Origin of the sequence: Phenylobacterium sp. VNQ135 (genome assembly GCF_049445735.1) — a bacterium.
Lineage (GTDB): Bacteria > Pseudomonadota > Alphaproteobacteria > Caulobacterales > Caulobacteraceae > Phenylobacterium.
In genome coordinates this window covers 599,521-619,556 of record NZ_JBMSDS010000001.1, presented here as the reverse complement: position 1 = coordinate 619,556, position 20,036 = coordinate 599,521, and the positions used below count along the sequence as shown (strand labels likewise).

Genomic DNA, 20,036 nt, shown 5'->3' with positions numbered 1-20,036 from the left:
CGCCCTCCACGCGCCTTGCCGAACGGCCGTCGATCCGGCATCCGTGCGGTAGCGCGTAGGGGGCGCGGCCTTGGTGCAGCCTTATCCGATCCTGCTTTCGGTCGTCGTGCCGCTTCGGAACACCGGCGGCCGCGTGCGCGCGCTTCTTGAGCCGCTCGTCGCCGAGTTGGCGGCCAAGGTCGAGGACTTCGAGATCGTCGTGGTCGACAACGGCTCCACCGACGGTTCGGCCGGGGAGTACGCAGGGCTTGTGGGCGAGGGCGGTCTGCCCAACCTGCAGATCTATCGCCTGATCCGCGAGGTCGATTTCGAGATCGCCGTCTGGGCCGGCGTGGAGAACGCGCTGGGCGACTACGTCCTGGTGCTGGACCCTCTGAACGAGGACCTCGGTTTTCTGCCCCAGGCGATTGGAAAGATCGCGGAAGGCGTCGATCTCGTCACGATCCGCAACACCACGCTCAAGCCGATGACCGGGTCCGAACGCCTGCTGGACCGGCTTTTCCGAGCGGCCTATCGCAAGCTCGTGGGCGTGGACCTAGCCGTTGAGGGCGCCAGCTGCCGGATCCTCAGCAAGCGGGTGGTCAGTTTCCTCATGGAGCAGCCCAAGCCCGCGCTCCGCTACCGCGCGCTGCCCGCGCTCGCGGGCTTCCCGAAGGCCAGCCTCGACTATGCCGGCCCGCGTGCGGCGCACGACGGCGAGGGCCTGCGCGCCAAGGCCCGACGCGGCCTCAACCTGCTGTTCGCCCAGACCATGCTGCCGCTGCGCATTGCTTCGGCCCTGGCGATCGGCGGGGCGACGCTCAACCTGATCTACTCGGGCTACGTGATCCTGATCCGGCTGTTCAAGGCCGATGTCATGCCGGGTTGGACGACGCTGTCGCTGCAGCAGTCGGGGATGTTCTTCCTGCTGTCGCTGGTGGTGTTCATCCTCGTGGAATACGTCGCCCAGATGCTGGTCTGGACGCTGGAAGGTCCGTCCTACTATCTCGCCGGCGAGCACACGAGCGCAGTCATGACGCGGCGCGCGAAGCTGAACGTCGAGGCCGAGCGCAAGCCGGCGCAGAAGCGGGCCAGATGACCACCGCCATCGTCGTCGGCGGCGGCTTCTATGGCGCCACTATCGCGGCCTACCTGAAGACCGAGCGCGGCGTCTCAGACGTGACGCTGTTCGAAGCGGGGCCGCGTCTGCTGGGCGAGGCCTCGTTCGTGAATCAGGCTCGCGTCCACGCCGGCTATCATTACCTCCGCAGCTTCACGACGGCTTATCGCAGCCGGGTGAACTATCCGCGGTTCCTGGCCGAGTACGGCGAGGCCGTCGTGAGCTTCCAGGCTGTCTACGCCCTGGCGGCGCGGAATTCGAAGGTGACGCCGCGCCAGATGGAGCGGTTCTGCGCCGACATCGGCGCGCCGTTGGCGTCGGCCCCGGAGGCGATCGCGGCGCTCTTCAATCCGCGCACCGTGGCGCGGGCCTATCTCGCCGACGAGGCCGCGTTCGACGCCGAGCGGCTGGCGCGCCTGTCCGAAGCTTTGCTCGCGCGATCCGGCGTCGACGTCCGGCTGAACGCTGAGGTCGAGGCCGTGCGCGTGGATGATGCCCGAGCCGCCGTGGAAGCCGGCGGACGGACTTTCCGCGCCGACCTGGTGTTCAACTGCACCTACAGCCGGCTGCAGGCGCTCGCCTCTGGTCCGCCTCTGGCGCTCAAGCACGAACTTACCGAAATGGCGCTGGTCCGCCCGCCGCCAGAACTGGACGGCTTAGGGATCACCGTAATGGACGGTCCCTTCTTCTCGTGCATGCCGTTCCCGTCGCGCGGGCTGCATTCCCTAAGCCACGTCCGCTATACGCCTCACATGAGCTGGACCGAGACCGGCGAGCGGGACCCGCGGGCGGTGCTGACCGCGCATGCGAAGGAGACGCGCGTCGATCGCATGCTGCGCGACGCCGCCCGCTACGTGCCGTCCATGGCGCGCGCAGGCTACGAAGGGTCGCTGTTCACCGTGAAGACGGTGCTGGCGCGCAACGAGGGCGACGACGGCCGGCCGATCCTGTTCGAGCGCCGCGGTCCGGGCGGCCGGCTCGTCAGCGTCCTGGGCGGCAAGATCGACAACGTGTTCGATGTCCTGGCCCGTCTCGACGAGGAGGCGCTGCCATGACCGATGTGCTCGTGGGCTGGAGCGGCTTCGTGGGCCAGACGCTGCTGCGCCAGCGATCCTTCGATCAGACCTACCGGTCGACAGACATCGAACGTATCCGCGGATGTGAGGCCGACCTGCTGATCTGCGCAGGGGCGCCGGCCCAGAAGTGGATCGCCGACCGGGCGCCGGAGGTCGACCGCGCCAAACTCGAGGGGCTGGCCGCCAACCTGGAGCAGGCGCGCGCCCGGCGGCTCGTCCTGATCAGCACGGTGGACGTCTTCGCCGACAGTCGCGGCGCGGACGAGGACAGCGATCCGGACGCCCAGGCGCCAAGCGCCTATGGCCGCAACCGACGCTGGCTGGAGCGCTGGGCCGCGAATCATTTCCCGGAAGTCCTCATCGTCCGGCTGCCGGGCCTGGTCGGCCCCGGTCTGCGGAAGAACGCGATCTTCGACCTCAGGAACGACAACAACCTGGCGTCCGTCGACGCGCGCGGGGTCTATCAATTCTACCCGATGGTGAACCTCTGGGCGGATCTGCAGACGGCGCTGGCGGCGGGGCTGAAGGTGCTGCACCTGACGGCGGAGCCGCTCTCGGTGGCGGAGGTGGCTCGCGAAGGCTTTGGCCGGACGTTCGAGAACGAGGTCGAGGGGCGCGCGCCGGCGGCCTACGATCTGCGCACCCGCCATGCGCCGCTGTTCGGCGGGCAGGGCGACTATCAATACGGTCGGCGTGAGAGCCTGCTGGCGATCCGCGCCTATGCCCAGTCCGAACCCGCGTCGAAGCCGCTGGCCTGACATGCGCCTGTCCGTCTCCAACATCGCCTGGGACATCGCCGACGAGCCGGCGGCGGCCGACATGCTGTCGGCGGCGGGGATCACCTGCGTGGACGTCGCGCCGGGCAAGTATTTCGCCGATCCGGCGGCGGCGACCGTATCCGAGATCGAGGTCGTGCGCCGCTGGTGGGCCGATCGCGGCTTCCAGATCGTCGGCATGCAGGGCCTGCTGTTCGGGACGACCGGGCTGAACCTCTTCCAAGACGACGGGACCATGCTGGACCGGCTCGCCGCGCAATGCCGGGTCGGCGGCCTCCTGAGCGCGCAGGCGCTGGTGTTCGGGTCGCCGAAGCAGCGGGACCGCACCGGCCTCGACGAGGCCAAGGCCCAGGGGATCGCCGTGGACTTCTTCCGCCGGCTGGGCGATGCGGCGGCCCAGCACGGCGTCCTCGTGTGCCTTGAGGCCAATCCGGCCATGTACGGCTGCAACTTCATGGTCCGCACCGATGAAGCCGCCGCGATGGTGCGCGCGGTGGATCACCCGGCCGTGCGCCTGCAGCTCGACGTCGGCACGATGGGCGTGGAAGGCGAGGACCCCGCCGCGGTCATCGCCGCGCACGCCGACCTCTTCGGCCACGCCCACGCCAGCGAGCCGGGCCTTGTGACGGTGGGCGAGGCGGGCGCGCCGCACGCCGTTGCGGCCGAGACGATCCGCCGCCTGCGTCCGGACCTGACCGTCACGGTGGAGATGGCGACCCAGCCCGACGGTCTGGCGGCCGTGACCCGGGCGGTCGCCGCCGTCACCGCTGCCTATGGAGACGCCGCTTGACCTGGCTGCTGATCCTCGTGGGGGTCCTGGCGAACGCGGCGGCCAGCGTCCTGGTCAAGCTGAGCTCCGACAGCCCGCTCGATCTCTCCAATCCCATGGTGCTGGCGACCAACGGCCGGCTCTGGTTGGCCGCCGTGAGCTATGGCGTGGCGTTCCTGGCCTATGCCGCAGCGGTCACCCGCCTGCCGCTCAATGTGGCCCATCCGGTGGCGACGGCCGGGGCGATCGTACTGGTCGGGCTCTGCTCGGCGCTGATGCTGCGGGAGACGTTCACGGCGTTGCATTGGCTCGGCTATTCGCTGCTGCTCGCCGGCATCGTGGTCCTGGCTCTGACGCGGGCTCCCGCGTGAGGTACGTCCCCGAACACATCGTCGAACGGTGGACCGGCCGCACCAAGGACCACTGCGTCGTCATCCCGGTGATCAACGAGGGCGAGCGGATCGGACGCTTGCTCGCGCGGATGAGCGCGCTGAACATCGCCGACCTGGCCGACATCCTGATCGTCGACGGCGGCTCGACCGACGGTTCGCTGGCGCCTGAGCGGCTGGACCAGCACCGGGTCGTGGGCCTGATCCGCAAGACCGGTTCAGGCAAGCTCAGCGCCCAACTGCTCTGCGCCTACGCCTTCGCGCTCGACCACGGCTACGAAGGCGTGGTCACCATCGACGGAAACGACAAGGACGATCCGGACGCGATCCCGGCCTTCGTGCAGGCGCTGGAACGGGGCTACGACTTCGTCCAGGCGTCCCGGTACGTTCCGGGCGGCATAGCCGAGAACACGCCGGGGCTTCGGGACCTCGCTATCCGGCTCGTGCACGCGCCGGCGCTGAGCTGGACGTCCGGCTTCCACTGGACGGACACCACCCAGGGCTTCCGCGGCTACAGCCGCCGACTGCTGGCCAACGCTGAGATGTCCATCTTCCGGCCGGTGTTCCGCGACTACGAACTGCTCGCCTACATGAACTACCGCGCCCCGCGTCTGGGCTTCCAATGCGTGGAGCTCCCGACGGCGCGCCGGTATCCCAAGGACCAGAAGGCGCCGACGAAGATCCGGCCCTTCCACGGCGAGCTGGCCCTGTTGAAGACGCTGGCTCGCGCCTGCCTCGGGCGCTTCGACCCGGTGCGGCCGAAAGCGCCCTTCGACTCGCTGGCAGGCGCCCGGGACTGGTACGCCGGCTGGCTGCGGACCGCCGCGCTGCCGCTGTGGAGCACGGCTGGCGTCGATCCCGAGAATGGCGGCTTCCGCGAGGCGCTGACGCTGGAGGGGCGGCCGCACGAACCGCACCGTCGCACGCGAAGCATGGCCCGTCAGGTCTATGTGTTCGCCACCGCCGCGGCCGAGGGCTTCGAAGGCCCGTGGCTGGAGCAGGCGATCCGGGGCTTCGACTTCCTGGTGCGGAATGGCCGAAGGCGCGACGGGTTGTTCGCCTATTCCCTTTCGCCAGATGGCGCAGGGCTCGACCGCACGGGCCACCTCTACGAACAGGCGTTCGTGATGCTGGCCGCATGCGCGCTTCATCGGGCCCAGCCCGCCGAGGCTCGTTGGCCGCAGGCGGGCCACGCCCTGCGGCAGGCCATGGACAAGCTGCGGCATCCGGCCGGAGGTTTCCGGGAAGTGGGCGAACGGCCGTTCCAGGCAAACGCCCAGATGCATGTGCTCGAGGCGGCGCTCGCATGGGAAGCGGCGGACGGCGATCCGGCCTGGAAGGCGCTGGCCGACGAGATCGCACGGCTCGCGCTCGATCGGTTCATCCACCCCGATAGCGGGATGCTGCGCGAGTTCTTCGACGAGACATGGTCCGCCGTCGAAGGGGAGGACGGGCTTGTCGAACCGGGCCACCAGTTCGAATGGGCCTGGCTGCTCGAGCAGTGGGGGCGGCGGCGCGGCGACGCGCGCGCCCGGGACGCGGCCAAGCGGCTCTATGCGATCGGCGCGGCCGGTGTCGACGGCGACCGCGAGGTGGCGGTGAACGCGCTCTGGGACGACCTCAGCATCCGCGACGCCGGAGCGCGTCTCTGGCCCCAGACCGAACGTCTGAAGGCGGCCTTGCTCCTGGGCGCCGAGGCCGATGCGTTTTCGGCCGCCCGCGGCTTGGCCGCCTATCTGCGGACGCCGACGCCCGGCCTATGGCGCGATAAGATGCAGGCGGACGGGGTCTTTCTGGAGGAACCGGCGCCGGCGACCTCGTTCTACCACATCCTCGGAGCGGTGCTCGCGCTGCGCGGCGTCGGCTAGGCCTCAGTTGTAGGCTACGGTGACCGTGAACGTCCCGGCATAGGCGCCGACCGTCGTGGCGCTCGACACGGGAAGCTGGCCGCCTATTCCGAAGCTGGCGGTTCCCGTGCTGCCCGCAGGGCCGGCCAGCGTACCCGTGGCGGCCGAGGGCGTGAGGTTCACGTTGAGCGTCTCCGAGCCGCCGGAGCGCGTGAGCGTCAGGCTGGGCGCGACGTTGATCGAGAAGGTCTGCGCGCCTTCGCCAGCCACCGTGAAGGCCGCCCGCGTCGGTGTCGCGCCGGAAGACACCAGGAATCCCTGGCCGACGATGCTGCGCTGACCGGTCGCCGGATCGACCGCGACAGTTCCGCTGCCCGCCAGCGGCCGCACCACGGTTCCGAATTCGAGGTCGGTCACCTTGCTGAGCACGATCGGCTGGAAGATCGTGCCGGTGCCGGCGACGCTCTGCTGAGCGGAGCCTTGCGCCATCGCTTGGCCTGCGGCGGCGAGAACGGCCATGGCGGCGACAGCTCGGAGCACGTGCATGTGAGGCGACACCAGCTTCGTTCCACTGCTCGCCGCTCGGCGAAGGGGCGGCCATTGAGCGCCGAAGCATTAGCTCAGCCTCCTGAAAATAGGCTTACAGCGCACACGTCCGCCACCAACCACACATACTCGCGCTGCAACCCAGCCGGGCGGTCTTGTCGGACGCAGACCCCCGGTCTTCACGCAGGCGGCGCGAACCGTGCTAGGCAGCGTCCCGATGGTGCAGAACCCCTTCGTCGCGGCGCCCGCCAAGATCGCCGTCATCGGCCTGGGCTACGTCGGCCTTCCGCTGGCCGTGGCCTTCGCGCGTGGCCACGAGGTCGTCGCGTTTGATATCGACGCCAGCCGGATCGCCGAGCTCTCTTCCGGACGTGATCGCACCCTCGAGGTTCCGCCCGAGGCGCTCGCGGCGGCTGAGCAGCTGACGTTCAGCGCCGAGGCGGCTGACCTCAAGGGCTGCAACGTCTTCGTCGTGACGGTGCCCACGCCGATCGACGAGCACAAGCGGCCCGACCTGACAGCCCTGAAGGCGGCGAGCCGCGCGGTGGGCGCGGCCATCGGAACGGGCGGCGTGGTGATCTACGAATCCACCGTCTATCCCGGCGCGACCGAGGAGGACTGCGTCCCGATCGTCGCGGAGGTCTCAGGTCTGGCGTTCAACCGCGACTTCTTCGTCGGCTACAGCCCGGAACGGGCGAACCCTGGCGATCCGAACCACCGGCTCGAGAACATCGTCAAGGTCGTGGCCGGATCTACTCCCGAGGCGGCGGACTTCGTGGAAGCGCTCTACGCCTCTGTGGTGACGGCCGGCGTACATCGCGCCAGTTCCATCAAGGTCGCGGAAGCGGCCAAGGTGATCGAGAACACCCAGCGCGACCTGAACATCGCCCTTATCAACGAGTTCGCGCTCATCTTCCACCGGCTCGGGATCGACACCCAGGAGGTGCTGGCGGCGGCCGCCACCAAGTGGAACTTCCTGAACTTCCGGCCGGGCCTCGTGGGTGGCCACTGCATTGGCGTCGATCCCTATTACCTGACGCACAAGGCCGAAGCCCTCGGCTATCATCCCGAGGTGATCCTCGCCGGTCGGCGGATCAACGACGGCATGGGCGGATACGTCGCCCGGGAGCTGGTCAAGGAGATGATCCGGCGCGGCGTCATGGTGAAGGGGGCCCGCGTCCTGGTGATGGGTCTGGCGTTCAAGGAAAACACCCCGGACCTGCGCAACACCCGGGTGATCGACATCGTCCGCGAGCTTGCCGACTACGGTGTGGAGGTGGATGTCTGGGATCCCTGGATCTCGGCGGCCGACGCCCGCCACGAGTACGATCTGGACCTGGTGGAGCGGCCGCAGGCAGGCGTCTATGACGGCGTGGTCCTCGCCGTCGCGCACCGCCAGTTCGTGGAGATGGGGGCGGACGCCATCCGCAGCCTAGGCGGACCTGGCGCGGTTCTGTTCGACGTGAAAGCCGCGCTCCCGAAGGCGACCGCCGACCTCCGCCTCTAGTCCTCGCTCAAGCTTCAGGCAGGCGCCCAAGACTTAGGCGCCCGGCGGAGCCGCTTCCGAAATGCTGCGATCCGGTCTTCCTCTTGTCACACTCTCACGCAAGGGTGGTCCTGCCCTTCGGGGCGTTTCCTCCCTTAACTGGCCGCGCCGCAGGGCGCGGCTTTTTGTTTCCGGGCGACCCTGGACGCAGCCCGCGAACTCGGGACAGCTTGCCGCATGGACCGTCGTCGCCTGCTCGCCCTCGGGGCCGCCTCGCTGAGCGCTGCTGCGCTCCCCGCCGCGGCCGCTGACCTGTCCCCGCTGCCAAATGCGCCGCCGCCGATCGGACAGGCGGAGCGGGCGGCCCGTCTTGCCAAGGCGCAGCGGCTTATGCGCGAGCAGGGCCTGTCCGCGTTGCTGATCGAGCCGGGCGCCAGCCTTGTCTATTTCACTGGGGTGCAGTGGTGGCGCAGCGAGCGCCTGACGGCGGCGGTGATCCCCGTCGAAGGCGAGATCCTGGTGGTCACGCCGTTCTTCGAGGAGCCGTCGGTCCGCGAGACCCTGGCGATCCCCGGCGAATTCCGGACGTGGCAGGAGCACGAGGACCCGCTGAAGCTGGTCGCCGGCTGGCTGACGGAGAAGAAACTCGCCTCGGGCGCCGTGGGCGTCGAGGAGACCGTCCGCTTCTTCGCCGTGGACGGCCTGCAGAAGCATCTGCCCGGCCTTACGGTGCGCTCCGGCGCGAGCGTGGTCCGCGCCTGCCGGATGATCAAGTCGTCGGCCGAGATCGCGCTGATGCAGCATGCCGCCGACATCACGGTGGCGGCCTACCGGCACACCGTCCCGCGCATCGAGCGCGGCATGACGCCTGGGGACATCGGCAAGATCATGGACGGCGCCACCCGAGCGCTCGGCGGTTCCCCGGAGTTCGCGCTGATCCTGCTCGGGGAAGCCAGCGCCTATCCGCACGGTTCGGGGAAGCCGCAGGCGGTGCGCGACGGCGAGGTGGTGCTGATGGACTGCGGCTGCACCTTCGAGGGGTATCAGTCCGACATCTCCCGCACGCTCGTCTTCGGCGAGGCCTCGAAACGTCAGCGGACCGTTTGGGACCAGATGCGCCGCGGCCAGCAGATCGCGTTCGAGACGGCGCAACTCGGCGTCGAGGCGGGAAGGGTGGATGACGCCGTCCGAGCCTACTACGCCTCGCTGGGCTATGGCCCCGACTACCGGCTGCCCGGCACCTCGCACAGGACGGGCCACGGGATCGGTCTGGACGGCCACGAGCCGATCAACTTCGTGCGCGGTGAGCGGACCCGTCTCGCGCCCGGCATGTGCCTGTCGAATGAGCCGGGAATCTACATCCCGGGCGAGTTCGGCATCCGTCTGGAAGACTGCATCTACATGACGACGCAGGGGCCGAAGTGGTTCTCCCAGCCGCCGGCCTCGATCGATCGCCCGGTCTAGACCCGGTAGTACTCGCGGTACCAGTCGACGAAGCGGCCGACGCCTTCTTCGACCGAGGTGGAGGGACGGTAGTCGAGGACGGCCTGGGTTTCCTCGGTGTCGGCTTCGGTCCGGGCGACGTCGCCGGCCTGCATGGGCATGAGGTTGAGCTCGGCCTTACGCCCCAGCTTCTCCTCCAGCACCTTGATGTAGCGCATCAGCTCGACGCGACGTCCGGCGCCCAGGTTCAGGACGCGCCACGGCGCGACGCCGCTCGTCGCCGGATCGGGCGCTTGCGGATCCCAGGCGGGGTTCGGTTGCGGCGGACGGTCGAGCGCGGCGACCAGCCCGTCGACGATGTCCTCCACATAGGTGAAGTCGCGCTGCATCCTGCCCTGGCCGTACACGTCGATCGGCCGCCCCTTGAGGATCGCGTCGGTGAACTTGAAGAGCGCCATGTCCGGCCGTCCCCACGGGCCGTAGACAGTGAAGAAGCGAAAGCCGGTCGAGGGGACGCCGAAGAGATGCGAGTAGCTGTGCGCCATCGCCTCGTTGGCGAGCTTGGTCGCGGCGTAGAGCGTGATTGGGTGGACGGCGTGGTCGTGGACGTTGAACGGCAGCTTTCCGTTGGCGCCGTAAACCGAGCTGGTGGAGGCGTACATCAGGTGGCGGGGCTGCACGGCGCGGCAGCCTTCCAGGATGTTGAGGAAGCCCACCACGTTGGAGTCCACATAGGCCTCGGGCTTCTCCAGGCTGTAGCGGACGCCTGCCTGGGCGGCCAGGTTTACCACTCCGCTTGGCCGGGTCTCGCCGAACAGGGCGGCGACACCCTCGCGGTCGGCGAGATCGAGCTTGGCGTGCCGGTAGCCCTCGTGGCGTTCCAGGATTGCAAGGCGCGCGGCCTTGAGCTGGGGATCGTAGTAGGCGTTCAGGCTGTCGAGCCCGACCACCGCTTCGCCGCGCTCCAGCAGCCGCCGGCTCAGATGGAAGCCGATGAAACCGGCCGAGCCGGTCACCAGGATGGCCAAGGTCTCACTCCAGAACCGTCGCGCGCGGCCCTGCGCGCACGCCTGGGTAGCTTCCGGATGCCGGAGAGTCGACCGGCGTCGAGGGTTTAGCCGACCGCCGCGCGACGCAGCGGATTGGCGAGAAGACGTGCGGCCTCGGCTTCCCGCGCGGACAGCAGCTCGGCGGCGCGCATCTGCGTGAGCACGGGATGGAGGCCCGAAAGCAGCGCCACGATGAGGCCTAGCCGCCCTTCACGCCAACCCTGGCGGATCAGGTAGCTGCGGAGCGTGGCTCCTGCTCCTGCGAGCAGGGCGCGGGCCAGGCCGGACACCCGGCCCACATCCGCGAGGTCCTCGGCCGCCAGGCCGGTTTCAAGGTCCAGCCGCGCGACCAGCTGGCCCAGGTCACGGCCCGCCGTACGGCGGATCGCGCCCTTCAACGCCCCGGCGCTTCCCCCCGCCAGGACAGCGGTCGCGCACCGCCCCGGCCGCCAGGACTTCACCCCGCGCCGGCTCAGACGGACCCCCCGGTCGGCGCCCAGCGCCCCCGTCCAGCCTTGCCGCACGAGGGCTTCCCCTACGTAGTTGTCGATCGGAACCTCGAACCAGTCGCCCTCAGGGCGCATCTGCAGCGCGGCGCGGATTTCCCAGGCGAGAGCGCGGTCGATCCGCTCGTCGGGCTCCACCTCCAGGATCCAGTCACCGGTGCAGACTTCAGCCCCGGCGGTGCGCGCCTGGCTGGGCAGTGGAAAGATGCCGTCCACCACCCGGACGCCGGCTCGCCGGGCCGCCTCGCGCGCGCGCTCGGCGCCGCGGTCGATGACCACCACGACCTCGTCGCAGAATGAGAGGCTGCGCAGGCACGCGGCGAGGTCGGCTTCCCCGTCGCGCACGCAAACCAGCGCCGATAGCCTGACCACCTTGCCCCGCCTCCAGCCCTGTCCCGGCCCGATCTTCCCGGGCCTTGCTGATAAGACGCCGCCCAGGCGCGAGCCCCCCCGCCCGGCATGGTGGATTTTGTCTAAAAGTTGGCGGCCAGCCGCACGCCGAAGGTTCGGGGCCGCTGCGGCGTCACCTGCCGGACCGTGCGGAAGCTGAACGGATTGCCGTAGGCGAAGGTGTCGCTCTCGTCGTCGAGCGGGTTGGTGACGAAGACGGCGGCGCTCCAGGCGTCGGTCGCCACCTCGGCGGCGAGCCGCGCGCGGACGTAGTCGCCCATGTCGCGGGTGACATCGGCGTCGAATGAGATGGCCGACCGCCCGACATAGCTGGCTTCCCCGACCAACCGCATGATCAGATCGCCCTGCAGAGCACGCTGATAGATGGCGACCATGCCGCCCGAGGCCTCGGGGATGCCCGGCAGCTCGTTGGCGACCGGCCCGGTGAACGAGGGATTGGTGTTGGTGACGCGGGAGTCGGTGACCAGGGCGTTGACCTGCAGCGAGAGCCCGAAGTCCCAGTCGTAGCCGACCTCCGCTTCGAGGCCGAGGATGCGGGCGTCGCCGACGTTCGTCGTGTAGGAAAGGCCCGTCAGACGGTACTGGTCCGTCTGGATGTCGCGCCACTCGTCGTAGTAGGCGGCCGATCGCAGGGCCATCCGGCCCTCGAACAGGCGCAGCTTGGCGCCCACCTCGTAGTTCCGCAGACGATCGGGCTCGAAGAACGTTCGATCCGCGCGGAGGCGCTGCACGCCGGCGGTGTTGAAGCCGCCGGGCCGGTAGCCTTCGGAGACCAGGGCGTAGGCCAGGCTGCCGTTGGCGAACTCACGCTGGAGGGCGATCTTGGGCGAGAAGCCGTCGAATGAGCGAGCGTAGTCCACGACCCGGGAGGTGGCGAGCAGCACGGTAGGCGAAACGTCGACGTCGGCCGAGGTGCGGACGCGGCTGCGGAACAGGCGGCCGCCGAGCGTGGCCTTCCAGCCGGCGGCGAACTCGTAGCCGGCCTCGCCGTAGAGGGCGACCTCCTCCAGCCGGTCCTTGCGGAATTCGCGATAGCTGGTGGTGAGGGCGCCGTTCGCGGCGATGAAGTCGGCGCGCGAGGGCGACTGCTCCAAGGTCAGCGAGGCGAAGGCGCCCACCAGCCAATCGAGGCGTCCGCCGGAGCCGGAGCGGATCAGCAGATCCTCGACCAGCATGTTGACCCGCGTGTTCTCGACGTAGAGCCCTCTCTCGCCAGGCCGGTTGAACACGCCGGCGCCCGTGGCGTCGTACTGGCTGGTGAAGGTGTGGCGCACGTAGGCGGTGTAGGAGGCGACCTCCGCCTCGCCCAGGCGGCCAGAGACGCCAAGTGCGGCATGGGAGAAGTCGTTGTCGTGGCCTTCACGGAAGGGCGAGACCCGCTGCGTTCCCATGGCGGGATAGACGTACTGTGCGTCCTTCGTGCGGAGATGCTGGGTTGCGCCGCGGAGGTTCACCTCCCAGTCGTCGCCGAGGCGCGCCCGCAGCGTCAGGCGGCCGCCGTTCCGAACCGTGCGATCCACGTCCTTTTCACCGGTGCGGGTGTCGTCGAGATAGCCGCCACGATAGTCATGGTAGGCGGCGATGCGCAGCGCCGCCGTCCCGCCGATGAGCGGGATGCTCAGATAGCCTTCCACCTCGCGGCTCGGCTCGCCGTCCCTTGTCAGGGCGAGCGTAGCGGCCGCGCCAGCCTCCTTGGTCTCGAGATCGGGGCGGCGAGTGATGATCCGGTAGATGCCGGATACCGCGCCGGAGCCGTAGAGCGCCCCCTGCGGCCCGCGCACCACCTCGACCCGCTCGACGTCGACGAGCCGGAGGTCGGGATCAGGGGCGTTGTAGTTGATCAGAGCGTCGTCGAGGTAGGTGCTGACCGTCGAGCGAGCCCGGCCGGTGAACGCACCGTCCGAAAGCCCGCGGATCAGCAGCTTGTCCCGGCCAGGGCCGAGGTTGGTGGTGAGGACGCCCGCGACCTGGCCGACCGTCTGGCCGACGTCGGCGGCGCCGGTTGCGGCGATCTGCTCGCGGGAGATCGCGCTGACGCCGGCCGGCAGAAGGTCGAGGCTGGCGGGCCGCTTCGCGGCGGTCACCACGAGCTCGGAGACCAGGAGCGGCTGGTTCGCGGCGATCCGGGCCGGCGCCGGAGCGGCATCGGGAGTGAATGGGGTGATGCGCACCGTGCGGGGATCCACCAGGCGGGCCTGGCACGGCGCATCTGCCAGGAGACGGCCAAGCGCCTCCTGCAGGCTGTAGCCGCCATGGAGTTCGACTCGTCCGCCGCGCCCGCAGGCCGAGGTGCCGACGATGGAAACGTTCGCCTGGATGCCGAGATCGATCAGGGCGTCGGCATAGGATTTCGGCGGTATGGAGAGCCGCAGGCGCGCATCGGCGGCCTCAGCGACGGTCGCGGTGCACGCGATCAGTCCGCCGGCCAGCAACGCCTGCAGAGGCAAGCCTCGAGGTGTGATCGCCCCTAAACCCCATCAGGACTCTGATCACTGAACGGGCGCGCCCTCGCGCCGCAGGACCAGACCTGTCGCGGAAGGTACCGCGCTTATGGGAACCAGCAAGGCCAGGCGACGGATAACCGCATCCTGATCGTCCAGGACGAGGACGCCGGAGATCGGCGTCGCCGCGAGGACCGGATCTTCGATCCGCATCGGCGTGGCGAACTGATGGTTCAGATCGGCCACCACCTGCCCCAGCGGCTCTTCGCGGTAGACGAGGCGGCCCGTCCGCCAGCCCAGGACTTCCTGGGGATCGACGCCTCCGACGGAAACCTGAGCCGCGCCTTCGCGGTGCTCGAGCTGCTGACCCGGGTGCAGGCGATAGGCCCGGCCGCCCGCGCCGCCGGCGGGGCGCACCTCGACGGCCCCGCGGGCCACCGTGACCGAAAGATCGCCGTCGCGTCGCCGGACGTCGAACTGGGTGCCGACCACGCGGACGGCGCGGTCGCCGGCGGCGATCTCGAAAGGCCTGCCGGCGTCATGGGCGACGTCGAAGACGGCTTCGCCCTGTTCAAGCGTGACGTCCCGGCGGTCGCGGCGCAGGGTGACGGAGAGCCGGGTTGCAGCGTTCAGGTCGACCGTCGAGCCATCGGCCAGGGTGACGGTGCGACGCTCCCCGATGCCCGTGGCGTAGGTCTGCGTCTCAGGCGCGCGAAACTGGGGAACCAGGAATAGCGCGCCTGCCGCGGCAGCCGCGACAGCGCCGGCGCCCAACCAGGCTCGCCGACGACTTGAAAGACCGGCGCGGCGCCGGCTCAGCCCTTCCGCGACCCGCCCCGCGTTCCGGACATACGCGTGCAGGATCTCCACCGCCTGATCGTAGGCGCGGGCGTTCTCGGGCGACGAGGAGAGCCAGGCGTCGAACGCAAGGATGTCAGCTTCGGCGATTTCGTCCGCGCGGAGGCGCACGACCCAGTCGGCCGCGGCCTCGCGCCGGGCGTCCTCGCCTTCATATCGCCGCAGCTCGCTCATGGTCCTTCCCCACGACTCCGCGAACGGTCGCCTCCTGAAAGGTTAGACGCCGCGGCCGGGTAGCGCCCCCCAGTTGGACAATGCAATTTGCGGTAGATCATGCGCCGAGCTTCGCCGTGAGCGCCTTGAGCGCCGCGCTGACGTGCTTCTCCACGGACTTCACCGAAAGCCCCATCGCCTGAGCGGTCTCGGCGTGGGAAAGGCCGTCGAGCTTGTGGAGGCGGAACGCCCGCTGCATCTGTGGCGGCAGTCCGGCCAGTGCATCCACCAGCTGCGCCAGCCTCTGGCGAGAGGCCACGACCTGATCGGCCGGGGGCAGGTCGGCCACGTCCTCGCCGCCGAGGGTGGCGTGGGCCGTTTCGCGCCAGGCGGTTTCGCGCCCGCGCGACCGCGATTCGGCGCGAGCCCGGTCCAGCACCAGGTTGACGGCTGCCCGATAGATGAGGGCGGTCGGGTTTTCCGTCGAAGCTCCAGGATCCCGCCCCGCCAGCTTGAGGTAGAGCTCCTGCGCCAGATCCTCGGCTGCGGCGGTCGAGCCGGCTCTGGCGGCGAAGAAGCGGACAAGGTTCGCCCGTCGCTCGAGATATGTCTCGAGGAGCGGATCGCCTGCTGCCGACTTTCCCCGACCGGCCATGGCCGACACATGCCCCATTCGGGGGATGCCGCCAACGGGATTGCGATTCGCCCGGACGCCCGTCCCTCACCCAACGTGAGTTCGTGCAATTGGGCGTGAACTGCGAGGGCCGCTCCGCGTTTTCGGACGTTGATGCAACGGCGCAGCCTCCAGGCCGCGCCTCGCGGTAGGCAGACGCGCGTTCCGCGGTTAAGGAGTTGCTCACGTGTAAGGAGCGTTCGGCCCGGTCCGGCGCTTCAGTTGGGGCCAGGGAGTTTCGTCTATGAGCCAACCCACCGTCCCGGGACTTGCGCCCGCGCCGACGAAACACGCCAAGCTCGTCCAGTGGGTCGGCGAGATCGCCGCGCTGACGCAGCCGGATCGCGTGGTGTGGTGTGACGGGTCGGATGCGGAGTGGGATCGGCTGACGGCCGAACTCGTCGCCGCCGGCACGTTGAAGCCGCTGAACCCCGCCAAGCGGCCGAACTCGTTCTACGCCGTTTCGGATCCGCGGGACGTCGCGCGCGTGGAGAGCCGCACCTTCATCTGCTCGGAGAAGGCCGAGGACGCCGGCCCCACCAACAACTGGCTCGATCCGACCGAAATGCGGGCCGATCTGAAGGACCTGTTCAAGGGCGTGATGCGTGGCCGCACGATGTACGTCGTGCCGTTCTGCATGGGCCCGCTCGGCTCCAAGATCAGCGCCATCGGCGTGGAGATCACCGATTCGGCTTACGTCGCCGTATCCATGCGGATCATGACGCGGATGGGCCAAGCCGCCCTCGACCAACTGGGCGAGGACGGCTTTTTCGTTCCGGCGGTCCATTCGGTGGGGATGCCGCTGCTGGACGGCGCGAGCGATGTCGCCTGGCCGTGCAACGAGACCAAATACATCGTTCATTTTCCCGAGACGCGCGAGATCTGGTCGTACGGCTCGGGCTATGGCGGCAATGCCCTGCTGGGCAAGAAGTGCTTCGCCCTGCGGATCGCCTCGGTCATGGCGCGCGACGAGGGCTGGTTCGCCGAGCACATGCTGATCCTCAAGCTGACCTCGCCCGAAGGCCAGGTCCGCTATGTCGCAGCCGCCTTCCCGAGCGCCTGCGGCAAGACCAACATGGCCATGCTCCAGCCCACGCTGGAGGGCTGGAAGGCCGAGACGATCGGCGACGACATCTGCTGGATGCGGTTCGGCGAAGACGGCCGCCTCTACGCCATCAACCCGGAGGCCGGCTTCTTCGGGGTGGCGCCGGGCACCGGCGTCGAAACCAACAAGAACGCCATCGACGCCCTGCATTCGAACTGCATCTTCACAAACGTCGCCCTGACCGATGACGGCGACGTCTGGTGGGAGGGCATGACGGCCGAGCCGCCGGCGCACCTGACCGACTGGAAGGGCCGCTCCTGGACGCCTGACAGCGACGAGCCGGCCGCCCACCCGAACGCGCGCTTCACCGTTCCGGCCTCGCAGTGCCCGGTGGTGGCGCCCGAGTGGGAAGATCCGGCCGGCGTGCCGATCTCGGCCATCCTGTTCGGCGGCCGCCGCGCCTCGGCGGTGCCGCTTGTGACCGAGGCCCGCGACTGGCGGCACGGCGTCTTCATGGCTTCGAACGTGGCCTCGGAAGGGACTGCGGCGGCCGAGAACAAGATCGGCGAGCTGCGCCGCGATCCGTTCGCGATGCTGCCGTTCTGCGGCTACAACATGGGCGACTACTTCGCCCACTGGCTGGCGATGGGCGAGAAGGCCGACACGGCCAAGCTGCCGCGCATCTACTTCGTGAACTGGTTCCGCAAGGATGAGCGCGGCAAGTTCGTGTGGCCGGGCTTCGGCGACAACTCGCGTGTCCTGAAGTGGATCGTGGAGCGGCTGGAAGGGCGGGCGGACGCGGTCGACACGCCGATCGGCAAGGTGCCCACCAAGGAAAGCCTGGACCTGTCCGGACTGTCGCTCAGCGACAGCCAGCTCGACCTGCTGCTCACAGTGGATCCCGATATCTGGAGCCAGGAAGCGGCGCTGATCCCGGAGTTCTACCAGAAGTTCGGCGAGCACACGCCCAAAGGCCTGTGGGCCGAGTACGACGCGCTGGTGAAGCGCCTCGAAGGGACCAAGTCGCTCGAGGTGGTGGCCGCCGAGTAGGCCGCCTGTCGCTTAGGATCGTGAAGGCCGCGGCGGGTCCGCGGCCTTTTGCGATTCACCGCTCTCCGACTGGCTGGAGAAGCCCGCTTGCCACGCCCCGAAGGTGTCAGTGTCTTCCAGCCTGACGGGTTGCTGGGGCGGCGCCGATTGTTCCGGCGCATGCAAGCTCGGGAAGAGCGCCTGCCGGCGGCGGCGCTCGGCGCGGCTGGTGTAGCGGAAGATGGCGGCGACCGCGGCCATAGGCGCGGCAAGACCGATTAGACCGACGGCGTAGCCCATGGCGCGCCCCTATGAGTTGAGAAAGCGGCGGAAAACGGGCGGCGGCGCGCGGCGATCAGCCGCCGGCGATCACCCGCAGGTTCGGAGAGCCCGCGGGCTTTTCGCCCCGGACTTGCGCGACCAGATTGAAGAGGGCGTTGCGTACATCCTCCACCTGGCCTGTGGCGGCGAGGGCCTCGAGCTGTGCGAGGTGGTTGGGCGTGACCCGCAAAGCCGAGTTGCTGATGACCTCCAACACCTTGGGCGCGCACGGGACCGAACTCTCGGTCTCGTCGAGCAGCGCCTCGGTGAGCTTTTCGCCCGGGCGGAGACCCGTGATCTCGATCTCGATGTCGCGGCCGGGCGTGCGGCCCGAGAGAGCGATCATCTGCCTGGCAAGGTCGAGGATCCGCACCGGCTCGCCCATCTCGAGAAGGAAGAGGCGTGCGTCGCGACGCTCGCCCTCGGCGGACGTGGCGGTCGCGTGCAGCACGAGTTGCGCCGCCTCCGGGATGGTCATGAAGAACCGCTCCATCTCCGGATGGGTGATCGTCACCGGCCCGCCGCGTTCGATCTGCGACTTGAAGATGGGCACGACCGAGCCAGCCGAGCCGAGCACGTTGCCGAAGCGCACGGCGGAGAAGCGGGTGCCCCTGCCGGTGGACTGCTGCGCCTGGATCACCGCCTCGGCCATCCGCTTGGTGGCGCCCATGACGTTGGTCGGGTCCACGGCCTTGTCGGTGGAGATCAGCACCATCTGGCCCGCGCCGCAGGCCTTCGAGGCCTCGGTGACGTTCCAGGTGCCGATGACATTGGTGAGCACGCCGTCGCAAGGATGGTGCTCCACCATCGAGACGTGCTTCAGCGCCGCGGCGTGGAATACCAGGTCGGGCTTCTCCTCCTTGAAGGCGGCGGTCAGCCGGGCCGCCTGACGCACGTCGCACATCACCGCCTTGCGCGGGATGTGCGGGAAGGTCTCGCGCATTTCCCGGTCGATCTCGAAGAGCGAGGTCTCCGAGATGTCGAGCAGGGTGAGGTGGGCGCAATCGAACGCCGCGACCTGCCGGCAGAGCTCGCCGCCGATCGACCCGCCAGCGCCAGTCACGAGCACACGGCGGCCGCGGATCAGCTTGGCGATCGCTCCGCGGTCAAGCTCGATGGGATCGCGGGCGAGCAGTTCCTCGATGTTGATGTCGCGCATCGGCAGCAGTGTGACGCTGTCGTGCTGCGGCAGCTCTACGATCGAGGGCAGACGGAGCAGGCGGATGCCGTCGTTCTTGAGTCGGCCGAGCTGGTCGGCGGTGAGGCCCTTGAGGCGCGCGGGCTCCTCAAGGAATAGGATGGCGCGCGGGTAGCGGTTCCAACGACGGAGCTCGGCCAGCGCCTCGTCCAGGCGTTCGAGGGTGTCGAGGATGCAGACGCCGCGGACCTGCTGGCCGACGTCACGCTTCTCCGTCGTGACGATGCCGACGGGCGTATATGTGCGATCATGGCTGCGCGCGACATCGCGCAGGTACGTGTCGGCCAGCGAAGGCGGACCGATGAGCAGCAGGGTCGGCGCCTGAGCCAGCCGATCGCTGACGGTCTTCAACGGCGAGAAGCTTTCCAGGGCCCGCTCATGCAGCGCGCGGCGGGTGATGCGCACCCCCATGGAGAAGACCATCTGGAACAGCGGAGCCATGAACAGGGCCGAGCGCGGGACGCCTTGGGCGCGGTTCAGGACAAAGACGCCGAGCAGGAAGACGCCGACCGTAAGCAGGGCGCTGCGCGCCAGGACCAGGGCGTCCGGAATCGAGACATAGCGCCAAGGCGACAGCTCGCGGCGGAACAGCAGCGCGAAGACGCCGGCCAGCAAGCCGTAGAGGGATGTAAGCTGGACGAAATGCGCGCCGGGGAGGTCGGCCAGGCCGAGACCGAACTGGCTGCGGGCGATGATGAACGCGAGCGCAAACGCCACGGCCGCGAGAGCCACGTCCGCGACGACCGTCTGGGCCCGGAAAGCCACACGCTCCATGCGTCGCACTCCGCTAACCTTCCGACTCGCCAAATATGGGGGCCGGAAGCGGCCGCCCAGGAAACTCTACAGACACGGATAGGACGGCGCGAGCGGCATCGATCCCTATGTCCGGCGGCGGGTCTAATTAGGAAGCCGCGGCCGCCG

General features: G+C 69.1%; 17 protein-coding genes. 9 read left to right on the top strand and 8 right to left on the bottom strand.

The window, feature by feature from the left end:
- The first annotated feature begins 73 nt into the window (after positions 1–73).
- Genes ACO2Q0_RS03310 through ACO2Q0_RS03285 form a run of 6 tightly spaced genes read left to right on the top strand, consistent with a single transcriptional unit; the run spans position 74 to position 5,977 of the window.
- Positions 74–1,078 (top strand): glycosyltransferase, encoded by a 1,005-nt coding sequence (locus ACO2Q0_RS03310; protein ID WP_423350517.1) that lies wholly within the window; start codon positions 74–76, stop codon positions 1,076–1,078.
- Positions 1,075–2,154, top strand: coding sequence for an NAD(P)/FAD-dependent oxidoreductase (locus tag ACO2Q0_RS03305; RefSeq protein WP_423350049.1), 1,080 nt, complete (start codon positions 1,075–1,077; stop codon positions 2,152–2,154). Before ACO2Q0_RS03310 ends, ACO2Q0_RS03305 begins: the two co-directional genes overlap by 4 nt.
- Positions 2,151–2,933 (top strand): pyridine nucleotide transhydrogenase, encoded by a 783-nt coding sequence (locus ACO2Q0_RS03300; protein WP_423350048.1) that lies wholly within the window; start codon positions 2,151–2,153, stop codon positions 2,931–2,933. Before ACO2Q0_RS03305 ends, ACO2Q0_RS03300 begins: the two co-directional genes overlap by 4 nt.
- A 1-nt stretch (position 2,934) precedes the next feature.
- Positions 2,935–3,741, top strand: coding sequence for a sugar phosphate isomerase/epimerase family protein (locus ACO2Q0_RS03295; protein ID WP_423350047.1), 807 nt, complete (start codon positions 2,935–2,937; stop codon positions 3,739–3,741).
- Complete coding sequence (locus ACO2Q0_RS03290) at positions 3,738–4,091, top strand: hypothetical protein (RefSeq protein WP_423350046.1); 354 nt, start codon at positions 3,738–3,740, stop codon at positions 4,089–4,091. The genes ACO2Q0_RS03295 and ACO2Q0_RS03290 overlap by 4 nt, the downstream gene beginning before the upstream one ends.
- Complete coding sequence (locus ACO2Q0_RS03285) at positions 4,088–5,977, top strand: AGE family epimerase/isomerase (protein ID WP_423350045.1); 1,890 nt, start codon at positions 4,088–4,090, stop codon at positions 5,975–5,977. Before ACO2Q0_RS03290 ends, ACO2Q0_RS03285 begins: the two co-directional genes overlap by 4 nt.
- Before the next feature lie 3 nt (positions 5,978–5,980).
- On the opposite strand, the gene ACO2Q0_RS03280 is transcribed toward ACO2Q0_RS03285, so the two are convergent.
- Positions 5,981–6,475 carry a DUF4402 domain-containing protein gene (locus ACO2Q0_RS03280; protein ID WP_423350044.1) on the bottom strand — a complete coding sequence of 165 codons (495 nt, stop codon included), beginning with the start codon at positions 6,473–6,475 and terminating at the stop codon, positions 5,981–5,983.
- Positions 6,476–6,701: 226 nt separating this feature from the next.
- Between ACO2Q0_RS03280 and ACO2Q0_RS03275 the strand changes: the two genes are divergently transcribed.
- Complete coding sequence (locus tag ACO2Q0_RS03275; protein WP_423350043.1) at positions 6,702–8,009, top strand: nucleotide sugar dehydrogenase; 1,308 nt, start codon at positions 6,702–6,704, stop codon at positions 8,007–8,009.
- Between the two features lie 216 nt (positions 8,010–8,225).
- Positions 8,226–9,452 (top strand): M24 family metallopeptidase, encoded by a 1,227-nt coding sequence (locus ACO2Q0_RS03270; protein WP_423350042.1) that lies wholly within the window; start codon positions 8,226–8,228, stop codon positions 9,450–9,452.
- Here ACO2Q0_RS03270 and ACO2Q0_RS03265 read toward each other — a convergent pair.
- The 5 genes from ACO2Q0_RS03265 to ACO2Q0_RS03245 all read right to left on the bottom strand — a co-directional run bounded on the left by ACO2Q0_RS03265 (position 9,449) and on the right by ACO2Q0_RS03245 (position 15,504).
- Positions 9,449–10,459: an NAD-dependent epimerase gene (locus tag ACO2Q0_RS03265; protein ID WP_423350041.1), complete on the bottom strand. Its 1,011-nt coding sequence runs from the start codon at positions 10,457–10,459 to the stop codon at positions 9,449–9,451. The genes ACO2Q0_RS03270 and ACO2Q0_RS03265 overlap by 4 nt on opposite strands.
- Before the next feature lie 86 nt (positions 10,460–10,545).
- Positions 10,546–11,358, bottom strand: coding sequence for a glycosyltransferase family 2 protein (locus ACO2Q0_RS03260; protein ID WP_423350040.1), 813 nt, complete (start codon positions 11,356–11,358; stop codon positions 10,546–10,548).
- Between the two features lie 101 nt (positions 11,359–11,459).
- Positions 11,460–13,844, bottom strand: a complete 2,385-nt coding sequence (locus ACO2Q0_RS03255) for a TonB-dependent receptor (RefSeq protein ID WP_423350039.1) — start codon at positions 13,842–13,844, stop codon at positions 11,460–11,462.
- Positions 13,845–13,886: 42 nt separating this feature from the next.
- On the bottom strand, positions 13,887–14,870 hold the full coding sequence (locus ACO2Q0_RS03250) for a FecR family protein (RefSeq protein ID WP_423350038.1): 984 nt from the start codon (positions 14,868–14,870) through the stop codon (positions 13,887–13,889).
- Positions 14,871–14,967: 97 nt separating this feature from the next.
- Positions 14,968–15,504: a sigma-70 family RNA polymerase sigma factor gene (locus ACO2Q0_RS03245; protein WP_423350037.1), complete on the bottom strand. Its 537-nt coding sequence runs from the start codon at positions 15,502–15,504 to the stop codon at positions 14,968–14,970.
- Positions 15,505–15,766: 262 nt separating this feature from the next.
- Between ACO2Q0_RS03245 and ACO2Q0_RS03240 the strand changes: the two genes are divergently transcribed.
- Positions 15,767–17,617 (top strand): phosphoenolpyruvate carboxykinase (GTP), encoded by a 1,851-nt coding sequence (locus tag ACO2Q0_RS03240; RefSeq protein WP_423350036.1) that lies wholly within the window; start codon positions 15,767–15,769, stop codon positions 17,615–17,617.
- Positions 17,618–17,629: 12 nt separating this feature from the next.
- On the opposite strand, the gene ACO2Q0_RS03235 is transcribed toward ACO2Q0_RS03240, so the two are convergent.
- The gene (locus tag ACO2Q0_RS03235) at positions 17,630–17,896 is read right to left on the bottom strand and encodes a hypothetical protein (protein WP_423350035.1); all 267 of its coding nucleotides are present in this window, start codon (positions 17,894–17,896) and stop codon (positions 17,630–17,632) included.
- Between the two features lie 55 nt (positions 17,897–17,951).
- On the bottom strand, positions 17,952–19,889 hold the full coding sequence (locus ACO2Q0_RS03230; RefSeq protein ID WP_423350034.1) for a polysaccharide biosynthesis protein: 1,938 nt from the start codon (positions 19,887–19,889) through the stop codon (positions 17,952–17,954).
- Positions 19,890–20,036 lie beyond the last annotated feature (147 nt).